Source organism: Streptomyces sp. NPDC001157, assembly GCF_053598255.1.
This window is the reverse complement of the sequence record NZ_JBSFJW010000003.1, coordinates 265,536-283,423: the sequence shown is the minus strand read 5'-3', so window position 1 is coordinate 283,423 and position 17,888 is coordinate 265,536. Positions and strand designations below refer to the sequence as shown.

At 68.8% G+C, this 17,888-nt stretch carries 19 protein-coding genes; 17 read left to right on the top strand and 2 right to left on the bottom strand.

Translation table 11 applies throughout. The annotated features are described in order from the left end of the window. Positions 1 to 16 precede the first annotated feature (16 nt). The 14 genes from ACWDAG_RS07420 (at position 17) to ACWDAG_RS07355 (ending at position 11,152) form a co-directional block, all read left to right on the top strand. The gene (locus tag ACWDAG_RS07420) at positions 17 to 931 is read left to right on the top strand and encodes a helix-turn-helix domain-containing protein (RefSeq protein ID WP_450694630.1); all 915 of its coding nucleotides are present in this window, start codon (positions 17 to 19) and stop codon (positions 929 to 931) included. A 101-nt stretch (positions 932 to 1,032) separates the two neighbouring features. Beyond that, on the top strand, positions 1,033 to 1,320 hold the full coding sequence (locus ACWDAG_RS07415) for a hypothetical protein (protein WP_450694629.1): 288 nt from the start codon (positions 1,033 to 1,035) through the stop codon (positions 1,318 to 1,320). A gap of 90 nt (positions 1,321 to 1,410) precedes the next feature. Then, entirely contained in the window at positions 1,411 to 2,037 is a 627-nt protein-coding gene (locus tag ACWDAG_RS07410; RefSeq protein ID WP_450694628.1) for a hypothetical protein, read from the top strand. Beyond that, the gene (locus ACWDAG_RS07405) at positions 2,037 to 2,429 is read left to right on the top strand and encodes a hypothetical protein (protein WP_450694627.1); all 393 of its coding nucleotides are present in this window, start codon (positions 2,037 to 2,039) and stop codon (positions 2,427 to 2,429) included. The genes ACWDAG_RS07410 and ACWDAG_RS07405 overlap by 1 nt, the downstream gene beginning before the upstream one ends. A 178-nt stretch (positions 2,430 to 2,607) precedes the next feature. After that, the gene (locus ACWDAG_RS07400) at positions 2,608 to 4,110 is read left to right on the top strand and encodes a DNA cytosine methyltransferase (protein ID WP_450694626.1); all 1,503 of its coding nucleotides are present in this window, start codon (positions 2,608 to 2,610) and stop codon (positions 4,108 to 4,110) included. A 28-nt stretch (positions 4,111 to 4,138) separates the two neighbouring features. Then, positions 4,139 to 4,873: a hypothetical protein gene (locus ACWDAG_RS07395; protein WP_450694625.1), complete on the top strand. Its 735-nt coding sequence runs from the start codon at positions 4,139 to 4,141 to the stop codon at positions 4,871 to 4,873. 622 nt (positions 4,874 to 5,495) lie between these two features. Further along, a complete protein-coding gene (locus ACWDAG_RS07390; protein WP_450694624.1) occupies positions 5,496 to 5,852 on the top strand; it encodes an HU family DNA-binding protein in 357 nt (118 codons plus the stop codon). A 63-nt stretch (positions 5,853 to 5,915) separates the two neighbouring features. Beyond that, positions 5,916 to 6,509 (top strand): hypothetical protein, encoded by a 594-nt coding sequence (locus ACWDAG_RS07385; RefSeq protein WP_450694623.1) that lies wholly within the window; start codon positions 5,916 to 5,918, stop codon positions 6,507 to 6,509. Beyond that, the gene (locus ACWDAG_RS07380; RefSeq protein WP_450694622.1) at positions 6,506 to 7,114 is read left to right on the top strand and encodes a hypothetical protein; all 609 of its coding nucleotides are present in this window, start codon (positions 6,506 to 6,508) and stop codon (positions 7,112 to 7,114) included. Before ACWDAG_RS07385 ends, ACWDAG_RS07380 begins: the two co-directional genes overlap by 4 nt. A gap of 280 nt (positions 7,115 to 7,394) precedes the next feature. Then, the gene (locus ACWDAG_RS07375; RefSeq protein ID WP_450694621.1) at positions 7,395 to 8,021 is read left to right on the top strand and encodes a hypothetical protein; all 627 of its coding nucleotides are present in this window, start codon (positions 7,395 to 7,397) and stop codon (positions 8,019 to 8,021) included. A gap of 63 nt (positions 8,022 to 8,084) precedes the next feature. Further along, on the top strand, positions 8,085 to 8,387 hold the full coding sequence (locus ACWDAG_RS07370; protein WP_450694620.1) for a hypothetical protein: 303 nt from the start codon (positions 8,085 to 8,087) through the stop codon (positions 8,385 to 8,387). A 76-nt stretch (positions 8,388 to 8,463) separates the two neighbouring features. Beyond that, a complete protein-coding gene (locus tag ACWDAG_RS07365; RefSeq protein WP_450694619.1) occupies positions 8,464 to 9,498 on the top strand; it encodes an N-6 DNA methylase in 1,035 nt (344 codons plus the stop codon). Then, positions 9,495 to 10,037 carry a hypothetical protein gene (locus ACWDAG_RS07360; RefSeq protein WP_450694618.1) on the top strand — a complete coding sequence of 181 codons (543 nt, stop codon included), beginning with the start codon at positions 9,495 to 9,497 and terminating at the stop codon, positions 10,035 to 10,037. The genes ACWDAG_RS07365 and ACWDAG_RS07360 overlap by 4 nt, the downstream gene beginning before the upstream one ends. After that, positions 10,034 to 11,152, top strand: coding sequence for a DUF4192 domain-containing protein (locus ACWDAG_RS07355; protein WP_450694617.1), 1,119 nt, complete (start codon positions 10,034 to 10,036; stop codon positions 11,150 to 11,152). Before ACWDAG_RS07360 ends, ACWDAG_RS07355 begins: the two co-directional genes overlap by 4 nt. 78 nt (positions 11,153 to 11,230) lie before the next feature. Here ACWDAG_RS07355 and ACWDAG_RS07350 read toward each other — a convergent pair whose 3' ends face one another. Further along, positions 11,231 to 11,410: a hypothetical protein gene (locus ACWDAG_RS07350; RefSeq protein ID WP_450694616.1), complete on the bottom strand. Its 180-nt coding sequence runs from the start codon at positions 11,408 to 11,410 to the stop codon at positions 11,231 to 11,233. A 1,081-nt stretch (positions 11,411 to 12,491) separates the two neighbouring features. Next, a complete protein-coding gene (locus tag ACWDAG_RS07345; RefSeq protein WP_450694615.1) occupies positions 12,492 to 13,262 on the bottom strand; it encodes a transposase in 771 nt (256 codons plus the stop codon). A 78-nt stretch (positions 13,263 to 13,340) separates the two neighbouring features. On the opposite strand from ACWDAG_RS07345, the gene ACWDAG_RS07340 reads away from it, so the two are divergent. The 3 genes from ACWDAG_RS07340 to ACWDAG_RS07330 form a co-directional block, all read left to right on the top strand. Further along, entirely contained in the window at positions 13,341 to 13,712 is a 372-nt protein-coding gene (locus ACWDAG_RS07340; protein ID WP_344402639.1) for a VOC family protein, read from the top strand. A gap of 85 nt (positions 13,713 to 13,797) precedes the next feature. Beyond that, positions 13,798 to 14,688: an antibiotic ABC transporter ATP-binding protein gene (locus tag ACWDAG_RS07335; protein WP_450694614.1), complete on the top strand. Its 891-nt coding sequence runs from the start codon at positions 13,798 to 13,800 to the stop codon at positions 14,686 to 14,688. 5 nt (positions 14,689 to 14,693) lie between these two features. Then, on the top strand, positions 14,694 to 17,888 hold a 3,195-nt coding region (locus tag ACWDAG_RS07330; RefSeq protein ID WP_450694613.1), incomplete at its 3' end, for a caspase family protein.

The following is a 17,888-nucleotide window of genomic DNA, read 5'->3' as shown; positions in this document are numbered from 1 at the left end:
CACGAAAGAGGTACCGGTGAGCATCCAGCTGATGGTGGCGGCGGCCTACCTGCCGAAGGAGGTGATCAATCAGACCCAGAAGCTCGTCCTGATGAAAATCGCGGACTCCGCCGACGACCAGACACGCCTGGCCCGTCCGGGCCTGGAACGGATGATGGCCTGGGCGGGCGTGAGCGAGAAGCGGGTCATCGGTGTCGTCACAGAGCTGGTCGGCCTCGGCCTAGTGGAACGCACCGAGATAGGCCGCGTAGGGCGGCGCGCCGAGTACCGGGTGTTTCCGCACGGTGTGCCCCCGATTCCGTCGACCGAGGAGCTGATCGAGTGGCGCCGCGAGGCGAGGCGTGCGCCGACGAATTCCCGGCTGGCCCGGAAGGTTCCTCGCCGCAGCCCATCGGCGGCAGCCCGCACCCAGAAGGACGTGACCGCGCGGGAGAAGGTACGAGCCTCCAGCCGGGTGCCGGAAGGGGGAGGGTTTCCCGAGGGAAACCCTGAAGACGGGCACGCGAGGGTTTCCCCAGTGAAACCCAGTGGGTTTCCCCCGGGCAACCAAGAGGGTTTCCCTGGGGAAACCCCTTCTCTTCCTTCTCCTTCCTACAACCTTCCTTATCCCCCTACCCCAGGGGCGGGCGCCGTGGCGGAGGCGGACGAGCACGCCGAGGACCAGTCGTCGTCCGGCTGCCCGGCGCATCCGCAGCCCGTCGCCAACTGCCGTGGGTGCGGCACCAACCCGCGTGCCCGCCGTGAGCAGGCACAGCGCAAGGCCGCCGAGCGGGAGCGCATGGCGCAGCAGGAGTGGCTGAGGGAGTTCTTTGCCGAGCAGGAGCGCCGTGTGGCTGCCAGCAACCCGAAGGCGCTGGAGATGGCACGTCAGCGCGCCCGCGAGCTCGCCCGCCTGGGCCGCACTCGGCGTCCCAACTCCAGTGGCTCATAGGCGGATTCAAAGATCGCCAACATTGACGCCCCCATGTATGCGAATAAGATATAAGTAACAGGTTCGAAACCCCTTCGGACCGGATCCTCTTGGAGAAACGCATGAACACCGCCACAGGCCGCGAACCCGCAGAGACGGCCTACGTCGTCGTCGCCGAGGCCATCCACGGCCGACCCGCCGCACCCATCCTCGGCGAGGGGCTGTTCTGCTCCGTCGAGTGCGCCGGAGTCGGCGTCTACCAGCTGACGCGCTCGATCAGCGCCAGTGAACAGGGTGCGGCCGTCGTCCTGCGACGTCACAACCGCCCCGTCGGCTACGTCGTCACGGGCGACGGCCGGATGTGGCGAGTGGAGTCCCTCCCGGCCTCGGAGCCGCCCGTAGTCGGGTGAATTCATTTCCCCAGAGATAGGTGACATATCTGCATAGATGGAGCCCCTATTCGGGGGTTCTGCCCGCAACAACCCCTCTTGGAGACCTGCATGACCACCATCGCGGCACTGCCCGACCGCCACGACCAGCCTCACCCGCTCTGGGGCCAGCTCTTCCGCAGCTACTGGCACGTCATCACGCCCCTGCGCTACCTCGGCTGGACCACCGACGTCGACGTCAGCGACGAGTCCTTCATCCGCGCGGACCTGACGGACGGCACCGAACTGATCATCACCTCCGAGCACGGACTGCCCCTCGACCCGGCCGAAGTCACCGGCTGGCGCGTCCTGCGCCAGGACATCGACAACCCCTCACGGCACACCGTCCTGTACGACTCCGCGCCGGGCGGCCCGCAGCGTCACTGCCACACGGGCCTGCTGCCGATGTTCGCCCGTATCGACGCACTCAGCGCCCCCAAGGTGACATCCCGCCTGACCGCGTCGGCCACGTACTGCGCCCCCTACGGCCTCAACACCAGCCAGGGCGGAGCGAGCGAGACGCCCGGGATGGCCGTCGCCCGCTACTTCGAGTGGTGCCATCACCTCGCGGACGTTGAGGGCTACCAGCGCGTCTGGGTGCGGCCCGAGCCCGACGGCTACCCGCTCACGGTGCTGGAGAAGGACGGCTACATCGCCACCGTCCGCGTCACCCGCAGCACGGACCCGGAGGGCGCGTAATGACGCTCCACTACCTGAGCGCCGTCGAGATCCTGCGCCGGGCCGACGAGGCCAAGGCCCGTGCCCTGTACGCCGACGTCATCGAGGCCCTCGAACAGCACTGCACGGACGTCAGCGTGGACTGGCCCGGCAACGAGCTGAACATCGTCGTCCCGCTCACCGCCGACGGCGAGCAGTACATCGCCATCGCTGGGCGCACGTCGCTGCCCTGGCACGACGACCGCAGCGCGCTTGGCGGCTGGACGGCCCAGCATGTCGACAACACGCACGGCACCTCGAAGGTCATCTACGACACCACGACCGGCGACGCCGAACCGCCCGGCGACCTGTCCATCGAACCTCTCGCCGAGGAGGTCGGTGCCTACGTGAACGGCTGGCGCGATGCCCGCTAAGGAGCGCCGCCAGTGATCTGGCTGCTGATCCTCCTGCTCCTCGGCCTCACGGCGTTCATCGCCCTCGGCATCGAGGACAGCCGCCACCACCGCGCGCTCCGCGCTCCTGACCAGTCCTGACCAATAGCCGCCCGGCCCCCGCCGGGCCGGGCGGCCCCACCCCTGGAGATCCATCCCGTTGCCCCGAGCCATATCCCTGCTCTGCGGAGCAGGAGGAGACGCCCTCGGCCTGAAGGAGGCCGGCTTCGACATCCTCCTCGGCATCAACCACTGGCAAACCGCCATCGACACCTTCGAGCTCAACCTCCCCGGTGCCACCGGGCGGGTGGCCGACCTGCGCAACTACCCCATGCGCTGGCTGCCGAGGGCAGAGCTTTTGTGGGCCTCGGTCATCTGCACCGAGATCAGCCCCGCAGGCGGCCGCCGCCGCCCACCCGACCCCGCGCAGGAAGCCCTCTTCGAGGAAGAGGAACAGTGGCGGCAACTGCCGCCGGAAGCCTTCGAGATGACCCGCGCCACCGCGTGGTGCGTGCTGGGCGCGGCGGCGGTCAAGAAGTTCCCCTGCGTCGTGGTCGAGAACGTCGTGGAGTTCGTCACCGACTGGCCCTTCTTCCCGGAATGGATCAGGTCCATGAGGAAGCTGGGCTACCGCGTCCAGATCGTCTCCGCGTCCTCCGCGCACATCGGCTCCGACACCAACCCGTATGCACCCCAGTGGCGCGACCGCGTCTACATCGTGTTCACGCTCAAGAGCGTGCGCCGCCCGGACCTGGCCGCGAGGCCGCTCGCGTACTGCTTCACCTGCGGACGCAACGTCAAGGCCCGCCAGAGCTGGCGCAACCCGAAAGTCAAGGTCGGCAAGTACGGCCAGCAGTACGACTACCGCTGCCCCCACGCCCGCTGCGGGCACGCCCTGGTCGAACCGTACGTGCGCCCCGCCTCGGACATCATCATGTGGCACGACATCGGCACCCGGATCGGCGACCGCGACAAGCCTCTCGTGCCCAACACGATGCGGCGCATCGAAGCCGGACGCGCGAAGTACCCCTTCGAGCCCAGCGTCCTGACCCTCACCCACGGCAAGGACGGCACCGACCGGGCCTTCGCGCCGCACGATCGCCCCCTGCCCACCCGGACCGGCAAGCAGGGTGAAGCCCTGCTCGTACCGGCCGGCGGCTCCTGGAACGACACCGCCTACCCGGTGGACGGGCCGATGCGCACCCGCACCACACGGGAGAGCGAAGCCCTGGTGACGCTCGATCCGGCCCCGTTCATCGTGGAGTTCCGCAACAACTGCGACGCCGCCCCGGTGTCCAACCCGATCAGCACCCTGGCCACCGCCCGCCACCACGGCCTCGTTGTCCCGGACGGGGCTGTCCGCGACCGGGCCCGCAGCACGCTCGTCATCCCCTACCGCAAGAGCAGCACGCCCAAGACGGCCGACGAGCCCCTGCACACCATGACCACCCGCGATTCAGCGGCCGTGGTGCGCAACGCGCCCGCCATCGAGGACTGCTACTTCCGCATGCTCCAGCCACGCGAGCAGCTCGCAGCCCAGCGGTTCCCCGACTCCTTCGAGCCCGTCGGCAACAAGGCCGAAGTGACCCAGCAGGCCGGACAGGCCGTGAGCGTCAACGTCGCCCGCCACTTCGGAGAACGCCTCATACCCGTCCTGACCTGACCCCCCACCCCGAGAAAGGCCCCCCGTCATGACACCCGATCAGATCGCTCAACTCGCCAGCCTCGCCGAGCAGCGAGGAGCATTGAAGGCCGAACGCCGCCGCATCGACAAGGCGTACAGCCTCGCAGTCCTCGACCACATCACCGCGAAGATCCGCGCCGCCTGCCCGGAAGCCGTCTACGTGACCTTCGCCTACTACGGCTCACGCACCCTCGACCTGCACGGCGTGCTGGGCGCCCAGCCCAGCCCGCTCGGAACGTGCCCCGAACTGTGGTCCAACCTTGAGGACGAGAGCGGCGCCGAGCATCCGCTCGACGCCATCGCGCACGACATCGAGGACGACGTGCAGACGGCACTCGCCCCCTACAGCTCCCCGGCGTGGGCGTCGGTCCACCGCAACTCGGCCTCCGAGGGCAACTCATGGCTGCTGGAGCTGCCCCCGGCCGACAGGGCCGCCCGCGTGGCAGAGCTGGTACGCGACCATCATCCGGAGGCGACCGCGGTCATCGCCGACGGCCACAGCGCGGGAGGCCGGATCATCGAGATCCTCGCGGGCGAAGCCGATGACGGCACTCCGCTGCGGACGCCGCCGACGTGGCCGGCCGACTGCGACACCGTCCTTACCCGGCTGCTCAGCCAGGTGTTCGCCCTCCCGGCCCTGACCGACCGGCACCTGATGCCCATGCCCTGTGACTACGTCCACCCGTACGGCATCAGCCCCAGCAGCCAGATACGGCTTCTGCCGCTGCCCCCGACCGCGTAGCCGCCCGGAGAACCACCAGATGAGCAGCCCTTGGTGGGTCCGCGGTGCACCGTGCGGCGGGGACGGGCGCTTCACCCCCGACGACGTCTCCGACGACACGCTCAGGGCAGCGCAGACACAGCAGCTGCTGCAGGTCTGCCAGCAGTGCCCGTTCCGATCCGAGTGCATCAGCCTCGTCCGGCCCCGCACCTCGAGGTTCGACGGAATCTGCGGCGGACGGCTCTGGCTCGATGGCCAGATCCGCGCCACCTGCGAGAACGCCGACCCAGGCGAACTCGCTGAAGGCGCCTCGCCGATCACCCACGGCACCGAGGCCGGCGCCCGCGCCCACAACCGGCGCGGAGAGACGGCCTGCTCCCTGTGCCGGGAGGCCGCACGACTCGCCCAGGCCGCCAGACGCGCGAAGCGACGAGCCCCAAACACTCAAAAGATAGGAGACATCATTGAAACGGATATTGAGGATCGCGGAGGGAGGTGAGTGCGCCGTGGACCACGTCGCCGCCGCCGTTGATCCGGGCTTCGGCCTCCACGCCCTCCCCGCCAGGTGGCGTGCCCTCCCCGGTGATCCCTGCGCAGCGCCCCAACTGCCCAGCTCTGTCGACGAAGTGAAGGAAGAAGACCAGTGAACAAGGCTCAGCTCATCCAGGCCGTCGCCGACAAGGGCGGCAGCCGCCTCACGCCGACCGAGGCCGTGGAGATCGTCCTCGACGCCATGGTGCGCGCCGTCGCCGCCGACGACCCGGTCGCGGTCACCGGCTTCGGCACCCTCGTACCCCAGCGCCGCCCCAAGCGCCGTGCCCGCAACCCGCAGACCGGCGAGACGGTGACGGTCCCCGCCCTGCGCGTCGTGAAGTTCCGCCCCGGGGTGCGCTTCCAGGACCTGGTGGCGGGCCGCGCGCCCATGCCGAAGTCCGGCAACTGCATCCAGAAGGCACCCAAGACACCCCGCGAGAAGGCCCCCGAGACGCCCCGCCCGTAACCCCGCACACCATGCCGCCGCCCCGGTGTGCGCCGGGGCGGCGGCCGCCCGAAGGAGCCCTTGATGAACCACCCCGTGGGAACCGAGATAGAAGCCACCGCCCAATGGCTTGACGCCCATTCCGCTGCTGGCGCCGCCACCGTCCTGCGCCGCGTAGCCGGGCAGCGCGACCGGCAGCGCGATCAACTCGGCGTCGCCCTCGACCGCCTGCACCGTTACCGCTCGGCGTGGCTCTCGGCGCGCCACCGCGCCCACCGCCACGCCACGCAGTCGCCCGAGCGGCTGGACGACGCGGCCCAGCTCAGCCACCAGTTGAGCCACCGGCCGGGATCACCGGCCCGGCCCGAGCCGGACGCTCTGCGCGAGAACGCTCTGATGCGCGTCGACCTGGCGCGCTTTCAGAACCTGGTCGAGCGCGCGGGCTGGCTGCCCGACGCCGAACCACGGCGCCTGTGGCGCTGGCGCAACGGCTGGTGGGAGCTGGCCCACCGCAAGAGGAACCCGAAGGCCGGATACCACGACACCGGGTGGTACCTGTGGGGGCCGGTCGAAGGCTGCTTCGGTGAATGGACCGCCAGGCAGAAGGACGCCGCCGTCCGGGATGCCGACCGGCTGATCACTCAGCACCTCGCCGCCCAGGCCGAGGGTGAGCAGTGAACACCCCGATCCAGAGCGCGCCCGTGACGCTGCCCAGCGTGCAGGCCGCGGGGGAGTGGCAGCCACGCGTCATCGGCCTCGACCTCTCCCTGACCTCGACCGGGATCGCGGGGACGGACTGGGCGTTCGCGGCCCGGCCCGGCAGGCGGCGCGCCCACGAACGGATGGACTGGCTGCTCGCCGCCGTCGCCATGTGCTTGAAGGACGGCGCGGACCTGGTGGTCGTCGAGGGCGCCGCGTACGCACAGGGCGGACAGGCCGGGCACCACGAACTGGCCGGACTGTGGTGGCTGGTGACCCAGTACCTGTGGCGCCGGCGCATCCCGTACGCCGTTGCTAACCCCCACCACCGCACCATCTACGCCACCGGCCGCGCGAACCCGGCGCAACACCTGCCGCGCAAGGAACGCTCCCGCGTGGCCAAGCGACGGGCCCGGGCGCTACGACCAGGCCGACACCGCGATCCTCGCCGCGATGGGACTCGACTGGCTCGGCTACCCCACCGTGCCGGTACCCGACACCCACCGGCGGGCCCTGGAAGCGGTGCGGTGGCCCGACCTCATCCCGGCATCCGCCAATCAGGGAATTTGAATTGCGGAAAATAAATGCGAATTCGATTGGGTGGATATTGCTTCTGGGGTATTTGCCATTAAGATATAAGTAAGCAATTCGGAAATGGCCGAATTGGAAAGGGGATTGGAAATGTGAATCCAGAGCAGCGGCTGTCCGTGCGCGTGCAACCGAGGCGGCTTCTGCGGAGGCTGCGGCCACGCCGGATGCGGCGGACGCCGCTAGCAACCACCAAACCCCCAGATCACCCTGCGCCCCCGGCCCCACGGCCGGGGGCGCACCCATACGTGCAAGCGCCCTCTTGGAGACCACCCCATGACCTACACCCGAGGAATTCAGACCCTCGCCCAACACATCGGTACAGAACCCGAATACGTCGCCCGCGCCCTGCGCACGGCATCCCGCACCCACGCGGTCATACGCGCCAACCAATTCCAGGATCTGACCGACGAGCAGTTCCGGCGCCTCATGGGCGGCGACCGCCACGTGGTCGCCGTCGTCGCCAACCTCGCCCTGCGCTACGCCGGACGCATCGAAGACGCCCTACTCCTCATGGACATCTACCACGCCAGCCAGGGCACCAAGCCGCCCCGACAGGCCATCCGCAAGGGCGTCGGCACCCTACCCGAACACCACGACCACGCCCACATCCAGCAGGCCATCCGAGTCCTCGACGCCGCCGGCCTGCCGCCCATCGTCACCGTCGGCATCCACGAACTGCGCCCCGGCTTCCAGGTCCTGCCCTCCTGTGACGAGTTGCCCGGCTGGGTCTTCATCGCGCCCGACCCCGACTGCGAGGCCCGCACCGGCTTCGCCGGCGGCAGCCTCGGCTACCTCGCCGTCATGCGCTGGGCCGGATGGGGCGTCATCACCGAACCCATGCCCGCCGGGCTGTGGGCCGTCGTCCACCCCGACCACCGGAGCAACCCCTTCCCCTCCTGACCGCCTCCGTCGCCCACCCGCACCAGGCGGGTGGGCGACGCCCTCCAGAAAGGCCCCAGCACCGTGAAGCTCCCGGTCGACGACGAAACCCTCAACGCCTGGTCCTCTCTCCTCAACCTCACCGAAGAACAGGCCGCCGACGTCCTCAAGGAGATCGAGAAGACCCTCCGCATCGGCTACGTCCACCGCCCCGACTCCCTGCGGCACCTCAGCTTCGAGGAACTGGTCGCGGGCGTGGCCGCGGACGAACTGGCCCTGATGTTCCTGGCCACCGGCCTGCGCGAGACCGGACACCCCGAGGCGGCCGCCGCCGTCGAGATACGCGGCCTCGCAGCTCAACTCCAGGCCCAACGCGAGGCCGACTGAACCCCGCCACCGCACCCTCCACGCCGCCCCGGCCGCGCACCGGGGCGGCCCCATGCGCGCACCCCAAGGAGCCCCCGTGCCCGACGACGACATATTCCTGCCGCGGGCGGCAGCACCCGCCGCGGCCCGCCCCGCACCGAGCTGGGCGAAGAAGGCCCCTCCGAAATCCAAGGCAGCCGTACGCCCTGCGAAGACCACCTGGCGCAAGATCCTCGCGCCGCGCGATCCGCACGAGCACGCTCGCAAGATTGCCGAGAACGTCATCGCCGCCTGGTATCAGAGCCACGGCGGCAGCAGCATCGACGTCCCCCTCGGCACCGTCGCCGCCCTCGCACTCCTGCGCCAGCCCGAGGGAACCGGCAACGGACTGGCCGACTGGATCATGGCGCGCGAGCCGCACGAACTGCCCCAGCTCTTCAAGGAGATCTACCTCGGCTACTGGCTCAAGCGCCCCGACCTGATCGACCGCGCCATGCGCCTGCACGACTGGGCCTGGAACCCCGAACCCGACCCCCACCAACTCCAAGCCGTGCAGGCCGTCACCCACCGCGCCCTCAACCAGGGCCTGTTGGACCTCACCGGCCACGACGACCCGTACATGCGCGCCGAAACCGACGTCCTCAGCCCACTGCTGACCGGCCTGCGCCACAAGAGCGACAAGAAGTGGCGCGGCGAGTACCACACGCCGCCCGGCGTCACCGACCTGCTGGCCAACATGCTCGTCGACAAGGACTTCGCTCAGCCAGACCTGGCCATCCGGGAACCCGCCGTCGGCTCCGGCACCATGCTCCGCTCCGTCGCCCAACGGCTCCGCGACCTCGGCCTCAACCCGCACGACTACCTCTGGTACGGCAACGACATCGACACGCTTGCCGCGGCGTGCGCAGCCGTCAACGCGATCATCTGGGACCTCGGCCCCAAGTGCTTCATCGGCTGCGCCGACTCCCTCGCCCTCGAGGACGGCGGCTACGCCAAGACCCTCGCCGAAGCCAAGGACTCCTTCGAGCAACGCGACCGCTACGTCGACACCGCAAACACCATCGTCGCCTCCCGCCGCGCCTTCCGTCTCGTGGACGACCTCATCTCCGGGAAGGAGACGACCGCCGCATGAGCGACGAAGACGACCTCGCACGACCGCGCGCCACCCCCACCCGGAGCAGGCGCCGACCCGCCTTTGCCCAGCCCCCACCCACCGGCCTCGACCAGCCGCTCGGTCAACTCGCCCCCGACCTCAAACCGCCCTGGACCAAGGAGGACACCGACACCCCCGACCGCACCGCCCTCTACACCCACCCCGAAGGCCACCGCATCGGCCTGCGCCTCCAAGGAGACGACCTGATCATCCAGACCTGGATCGCCGCAGGCCCCCACCTGCCAGCAGTCCCCGACGGCACGGCGGCAGAGCAAGCCGAGGCCCAAGCCGCCAACGACGCACGCCTTCAGCCCGGCCGCACCTGGCACCGCACCATCCCCATCCGGCACACCGCCGACGTCGCGGCAGCCATCGATGCCGTCCTGCGCGACGGACTCATCCGCTCCCTCACCACCAAGCCCAAACGCATCCGCGCCACCACATACGGCCCTGCCCCAGAGACGCGCTCCCGGCCCCAGCGGACCAACGCAACTCAGAAAGAAGGCACCCCGAAGTGAAAACGCCAAACCCCCGCATCAAGGTCGATGGCCCTGCCGACTTCGCCCAACTCCTACCCTTCCTCGTCGGCCACCAGCCCGAGGACTGCATCGCCCTCCACGGCCGTAACGACACCGAGACCGGCACCGGGCCGACCATGACCATCTCGCTCCCCGAGGACTCCGCCACCTGGCAGGCAACCGCCGCAGCCTTCGCGGCCAAGTTCATCCAGATCACACACGCGCCCGGACACCCCGACGTCCTGGACATCGTTGTCTTCCTCTGCCGCACCCCGCGCCCCGGCGAGAGCGCCGAGGAGACCGCCGAGGCCCTTCGGCCCCTGGCCGACTACTTCGTCGACGCCTTCACCGACATCGGCCGCAGCTCTGTCCAGTCGACCATCGCCCTCGTGGACAACCGCTGGTGGGCCTACGAATGCCACCTCCCCGGATGCTGCGAGGGCGAGACGCTCCCCAGCCCCGACGACCCCACCAGCGTCGCCGCCCAACTTGCCCGCCACGGCTGGACTCCCGGCCGCCGCACCAGCGAGATCACCCAAGAGTTCCAGCCCACCGAGCCAGAGGACGCCGTCGACCTGCGCCGCGCCCTCGACAACGAAGGCGCAGCCTGGGCCCACTACTGCGCCAACCCCTCCGACGACGACACATACCTGCAGGCCACCCACGCACTCCTGGACAACGCGATACGCGACGTCCGCGCCGGCGCCACCGAACTCGCCCACGACATCACCGCCCGACTCAGCTTCGGCCTCAACGACGAATGGGCCCGAGACCACGGCCTCGAACACATCGAGGACGACGACCTGCCCCACGCCCGCCGCCTGTGGGCCTTCCTCGCCCGCCGCGCCATCCCCCCGTACGAGGCCGCAGCTGTCCCCGCACTCACCCTCCTCGCCGCCGTCGCCTGGCGACAGGACGATATCCCTACCGCCCGCTACGCCCTCAAACGCGCCCTGAGCCTCGACCCCGACGATGACTTCGCCGACGCCCTCCACGAAGCCATCAACCACGGAGTTGACGCCACAAGCCTGCTGCCCATATCCCGCACCAACCGCGCCGAAAGACTGACGCGCGAGCAGCGTGCCGGCGGATACCCGACCGGCACCGCTGACTAGTTGATCGCCTGACCGATCTCAACGCTGTGGGGCTTGGCGACTACCAGGCCCCACAGCCCAGGATCCACCGGTTCAGCGTCAGGAGCTGCCCTCCTCTTCGTCCTCGCCGCCAGGAAGCTCCTCGTCCTCTCGATGATGGAGCCTATTGCGGAGGCGCTGGAACGTGCCGATCCACGCACCGAAAAACTGCTCGACGTCGTTGGCCAGCCTCGCGCCCAGTACGCACGCAACGCTGATGAAGCCGACAAACGCCAGCACCCACAAAGTGAGCCTGTCCAATGACATACCTCTCGAACTACCGGCGCGGCCGCGCGGGTCCGAAGAACGTCAGGCGGCAAGCACGCACATGCTGGAAGGGCCAGGCGGAACACCCGTCCTTCCAGGAGCTCGAGGGATGAGAGGTGCAGCGAAACGGATAACACCGCACGGCGACGACGCATGAGGTGGCGAATGATCGTCGAACTCGTAGCTGCGACTAGTCGACAGGGCATACAGGATGTCCCGGGCCATCCGGAGATCCCGGTCAACTGCCCTAGCCGCCCGCTCTAGATCGTCCAGTGACGGCGGCTCAATGAGCCGCAACAGAGCGGAAAAACCTACATAGATCACGGCAGCAGTGATCGAAGAAAGGCCTGTGTACTCCTCAGATGACCGCAACAGCCTTCGCGTCAAAGCGACGGCAGCCCACTCCTTTCGCGTCGCTTCCACCGCTCGCGCCTCGTCGTCGGCCACCAGCACCAAACGGAGCGCGTCCCGCAGACCCCCATTCCACCGATCCATCAGCGTCCAGCGGGGCTGCACCAGGTGGGTGAGGAGAGGTGCCCAAGAACGGTTGAAGCCAGCGTAGGTAAACGCGACGCTGCCGGTGAACGCAGTATTCCGCGCCGGAACGATCTGCCACACCGCAGGCCCGCCCCGCCCCTCATGCCGACTGCTGGTCACAGAGGCAGAGCTGAGGGAGTCGGACATGCGGCGGATTCTAGCCAAAGCAACGGCCGCGCGGGGCCGCAACGTGGAAGGCGCTCCGGGAATCCAGGGCGGATGCTGCTCGCGGGTCAGAGTCCTGTTGAAACTGCACACCGAGATCTAGCGCGCCCAGGCATCGGTGCGAAGGGGGCTGGCTGGTGTCAGGAGGTCCGGATCACCTTGCCGAAGAATGGAACACGAAGGTAGGCGTGCTGCTCGGGACAACTGCCGGCAGAGGGAAAACGGCCAGTGCAGGAACACGGCAGGTCGTCGAAGGGGGGCTGACGATTCGCCTGCAATGGATTGAACGCGTGGCTAAGTCTTGTCCCGTAAATGATCTCCAGCGTGCTGACTGACCTGCTCGTCTTCTCGGTCACCAGGCGAGGGCGAGGTTGTGCATGCGGGCGATGCCGAGCATGGCGTGGTGGACACCGTCGCCCTTGAGGCGGCAGTCGCGCAGGATCTTCCAGGTCTTCATGCGGGCGAAGGCGTGCTCGACGCGGGCCCGAACTTTGCGGTGGGAGGCGTTGTGTTCCTCCTTCCAGGCCGGGAGTTCGCCCTGGCTCTTCTGTCGGCGGTGTGGGATGACCAGGCCGGTGCCGCGGTAGCCGCCGTCCGCAATGACGGTGGTCGTGCCGACGGCGGCTTTCGCCCCGGACAGTTCCCATGCCGTGCAGTCGTTGCGATTGCCGGGGAGTGGCCGGCCGACGGCGACGACCAGACGGGTGTCGGCGTCGATGATGACCTGGTGGTTGGTGGAGTACCGGTAGTTTTTCGACTGCTCGGCGATGGTGTGATCGCGAGTGGGGACCAGAGTTCCGTCCACGATCAGCACGGCGTCCTTGCGGAATCTCTTGCGCTGCTGGAGCGCGAGCGAAGGACCGAGGTGGCCGATGATGCGGTCGGCGGCCGACTTCGACACCCCGAACAGCGGTGCCAGCTGCCGCAGCGTGAGGTTGGTGCGCCAGTACGCGACGACCAGCAGGACCCGGTCCTCCAACGGGAGACTCCATGGCCGGCCCTTGCGCACCGAGTCCGCGCCCTCGCGCCGCAACGCGGTGATGAGCTTGCCGAACTGACGTGGGCTCAGCCCGGCGAACGGGGCTATCCAGGAAGGCTCCGACGCCGTGATCACACCAGGCACGGCAAGATCATGTCACCCCTGACCGGCAGGCTCCTTGTCTCCAGGACCTGTGTCCGACCCTCGATCTACGATGCCGGGATGCAGCCACACTTCACCGGCACGGCCCTGATCACCGACGATGTCCCGGCCCTCGCCGCCTTCTATGCCGCGGTCCTGGACGCAGATGTCGAAGGGAGTGACCCCTTCGCCCGGGTGATGGTCCCCGGCGCAGTCCTGTCGTTCTTCTCCACTCAGGGCATGGAGTCGATGGTGCCCGGCTCTATGGCTGCTGCTGCGAGCGGAGGCTTCACCCTGGAGTTCCAGGTCGCCGACGTGGACGCACGCCACGAACGGCTGCGGGCTCGGGGCGTCGAGATCCTCAAGCCGCCGACCACCCAGCCTTGGGGCCGCCGTTCGGTGTGGCTGCGCGATCCCGACGGCAACATCGTCAATCTCTACCAGGACGCGTGACGACTGGTTCCCTGCACCCGGTTCGCTCATTGCGGGACAGCCTTTAGGCTGAGTTACTGGGGGATCGCGTTCGGGGGTGGGTGTGATGGCGCGAGTTGTGCTCGTGCACGGGATCGGCCAGCAATATGAGGGACCGGAGCTGCTGTCGCTGCGGCTGGGGACCGCGCTGCGTGACGGTGTGCGTCTGGCGTCGGCAGTGCGGCTGGCGCCTGCGGATGTGGTGTGTGCGTTTTACGGGAACGTGTTCGTCGAGCCGGGTACGCGGTCTGACGAGCTGCCGCCGTGGGATGAGCACGATGTCGAGGAGGGGCTTGAAGCGGACCTTCTTGGCGCATGGTGGCAGCAGGCTGCGGCTATCGATGACCAGGTTCCCCCCGTCGAGGAGGAAGGCACCCGCGGAGCGGTGGCGTTCGGTACGTCGCGGCTGCTGTTATCGCAGCGGGTGCGGGCGGCCTTGGACGCGCTGTCCAGGGCACGCTTTTTCAAGCCGGTGACCGAGCGGATGCTGATCGGTGAGCTGAAACAGGTCCGCCGCTACTTAGACGAGCCGCCCGTCTGGCAGGCGGCGCGCGCGGCGGTGGCTGCGGAGATCAGCGCGGATACCAGGGTGATGGTGGCGCATTCGCTGGGGTCCGTGGTTGCGTACGAGGCATTGTGCGAGCATCCGGAGTGGCCGGTAACGGACCTCGTGACCTTGGGCTCGCCGCTGGGCCTGCCGGTGATCTTCCGCCGCCTCAGCCCCCTGCCAGCCAACGGCCGCGGGGCGTGGCCGGGGAGCGTGGCGCGATGGACGAACGTCGCCGACCCCGGCGACATTGTGGCCCTCGTAAACGCCCTGAAACCTCATTTCGTCCCCGGGCCTGCCGGATCAGTGGCCGACCGGACGATCACCAATGGGGTGCAGATGCATAATCTCCAGCGGTATCTGACGGCGCCGAAGACGTCGTCCGCGATCGCTGCTGGCCTGCAGGAGTAGCGGCGGTGTGTGCAACACAGCCGTCCCACCAGCCGGGACGAGGGCATGGGCGTCGTTTCCTGATCACTGCCGGGGTGGAGACCTACCAGGACTCGGGGATTACTGATTTGCCCGGTGCAGGGCGGGACGCGGAGCGGGTGCGTGAGCTGCTAGAGCCCATGGGCTACACGCACGTCCTTCCCAGCCTCGTCCGCAACCCGACACGAGCCATGCTCGCCGAGGGCATCGAGAACTGGGTGGAAGAGACATCGCTGGGCCCGCAGGACATCGTGGTCGTGTACTTCGCTGGCCACGGGATCCGAGCCGCTGACCGCCATTACCTCCAGTGCATCGACAGCCAGCCCGGCCGCCGTGCACGGGCCCTGCCGGCTGAAGACCTGGCGCGGCCGCTGGTGATGAGCGAGGTCGGGCATCTGCTGGTCATGCTCGACACCTGCTACGCCGCGGCCGGCACGCAGGACATCAACCGGCTGGCCGGGGAACTCGCCCACCTCCACCGGAAACGCGCGAACCGGTGGCACCTGGCGGCCGCCCGTGCGAAGGACCGCGCCAAGGACAACGCGTTCGTTGATGCGCTCACCGATGCGTTCACCAACCCCCGACACGGTCCGACCCAGCAGTTCATGAGCGTGCGGGAAGTCACCGAACGCATCAACGAGTATTTCGCCGAGCACTGGTCGCTCCAGCAGGCCCGTCTGACCACTTCCGAGACCGACGGCCAGGACCCCTTCTTCCCCAGCCGCATCTACATCCCAGGCCTGCCCGCCGACGGCATCGATCTCGCCGCACTGGCCAAGCTGCGACACCGTCACGCAGGGTTCTTCGGTCCGCGCAGCCGGGGCGTGGAGCATGCTGGCGAGCACGGCGACTACTTCACCGGCCGGACCCGGGCGCTGCACGAACTCGCTGCGTTCCTCGCCACCCCCGGCGCTGAGCACGACCGCAAGGCCCGCGTCGTCACCGGGAAGCCCGGCTCCGGCAAGTCGGCCTTGCTGGGGCGCCTGCTGACCTACTGCGACCCAGCCCTGCCAACCTCGCCGCACAGCGCATCATCGGCGACCGCGGACAGTCTGCCGCGGCCGGGCTCGCTGCCAGTGATTGCCCTGCATGCGCGCCGTGTGCCGTTGGAGGATCTGGTGGCCGACCTCGCCGGGGCGCTGAGCCTGCCCGCCGAAGCCGGCCGTGACGACATCCTGACCGCCCTGGGAACCCGCACCAGCCCGGTGGCTGTCGTAGTCGACTCTCTGGACGAGGCCGGAACCGCCGGCGATGCACGCGAGAGCCTGCGCGTCGCCCGTGAACTCCTCCAGCCCCTGTCCGTGCTGCCTTCGGTGCGGCTCGTGATCGGCACTCGATCCCCGCAAATACGTGCCCTCGGCCACGCCGTCCGTCTCATCGACCTCGACAAGCCGGCCTACCTCACCGCCGGTGACATCGCCGCCTACACCCAAGCTCTCCTCGAAGACGCCCAGGACCCCCACTCCCGCTCGCCCTATCGAGGCCTGCCCGATCTGGCGGCCACAGTTGCCGATGGCATCGCCCGGCGCGCCGGTTCGTCCTTCCTGGTGGCACGGATGACCGCGCGCGCTCTCGTCCACGGCCAGATCTGCGTCGACACCAGCCAGCCCAACTGGCTCCAACGCCTGCCCAGCGATGCCGGGGAGGCATTCGCCGCCTATCTCGACCGCTTTGGCTCCGAGCGCCCCAAGGTCGAACGGCTCCTGCGCCCGCTCGCCTACGCCCAGGGCACAGGCATGCCGTGGTCCACCCTCTGGGCTCCGCTCGCCCAAGCCCTCTCCGGCGTGCCCTGCTCCAACGACGACCTCGACTGGCTCCACGCCCAAGCTGGCGCCTACATCACCGAAACCTGCTCACCGGACGGATCCGCCTACCGCCTCTTCCACGAGACCATGGCCGAATACCTGCGCCGCCCCGGTCGCGAAGCCGACGATCATGCCCTCATCGCCCGAACACTAGCCCGCCTCGTCCCCACCGACCCGGCAACCAACCTCAGTGACTGGCGCGCAGCCCACCCCTACATCCGCCACCACGTTGCCACCCATGCCGCCGCCGGAGATATCCTCAGCGGCTTCGTGCGTGACACTGAGTACCTTGTCCATGCCCAACCCGCTCACCTCCTGAATGCGTTCGCCCTGCACACTCCGGCCATGCAAACGGCCGACGCCCGCCTCGCCGCCGCGGTCTACCGTGCCTCTGCCAACATCCACATCGCCCTAACGCCCGACCAACGCCGTGACATCCTCGCGATCGACGCCGCCCGCTACCAGCAACCCCACCTCGCCGCCCGCCTGTCACGCACCCGCCCCTGGGCACCCCGCTGGGCCACCGGCACCCTCGTCAACCCCGCCCACCACGCCACCCTTACCGGCCACACGGACTCGGTGACTGCGGTGGTGGTGGCGCCGATCGAGGGCCGTCCTCATGCCGTCACCACCAGCGACGACGGGTCAGTGCGGGTGTGGGACCTGGATGCGGGGGCCGAACGTGCCACCCTCAGCGGCCACACGGGCTCGGTGACTTCGGTGGTGGTGGTGCCGATCGAGGGCCGTCCTCATGCTGTCACCACCAGCGACGACGGGTCGGTGCGGGTGTGGGACCTGGAGGCGGGGACCGAACGTGCCACCCTCGCCGGCCACTACTTCGGCTCGGTGACTGCGGTGGTGGTGGCGCAGATCGACGGACGCCCCCACGTCGTCGCCACTAGCCACGACCGCACGATGCGAGTGTGGGACCTGGAAGCGGGGTCCGAACGGGCCACCTTCACCCGCTACTACTTCGGCTCGGTGACTTCGGTGGTGGTGGCCCAGATCCAGGGGCGTCCTCATGCCGTCACCACCAGCGACGAAGAGCCGGTGCGGGTGTGGGACCTGCAGACGGGAGCCGAACGTGCCACCCTCAGCGGCCACACGGGCTCGGTGACTTCGGTGGTGGTGGTGCCGATCGAGGGCCGTCCTCATGCTGTCACCACCAGCGACGACGGGTCGGTGCGGGTGTGGGACCTGGAGAGACTCGACGTCCCTTCCGTCACCCTCACGGGCCACATTGACTGGGTGACTTCGGTGGTGGTGGTGCCGATCGAGGGCCGTCCTCATGCTGTCACCACCAGCGACGACGAGTCGGTGCGGGTGTGGGATCTGGAGGCGGGGGCCGTACGGGCCACCCTCACGGGCCACACCAAC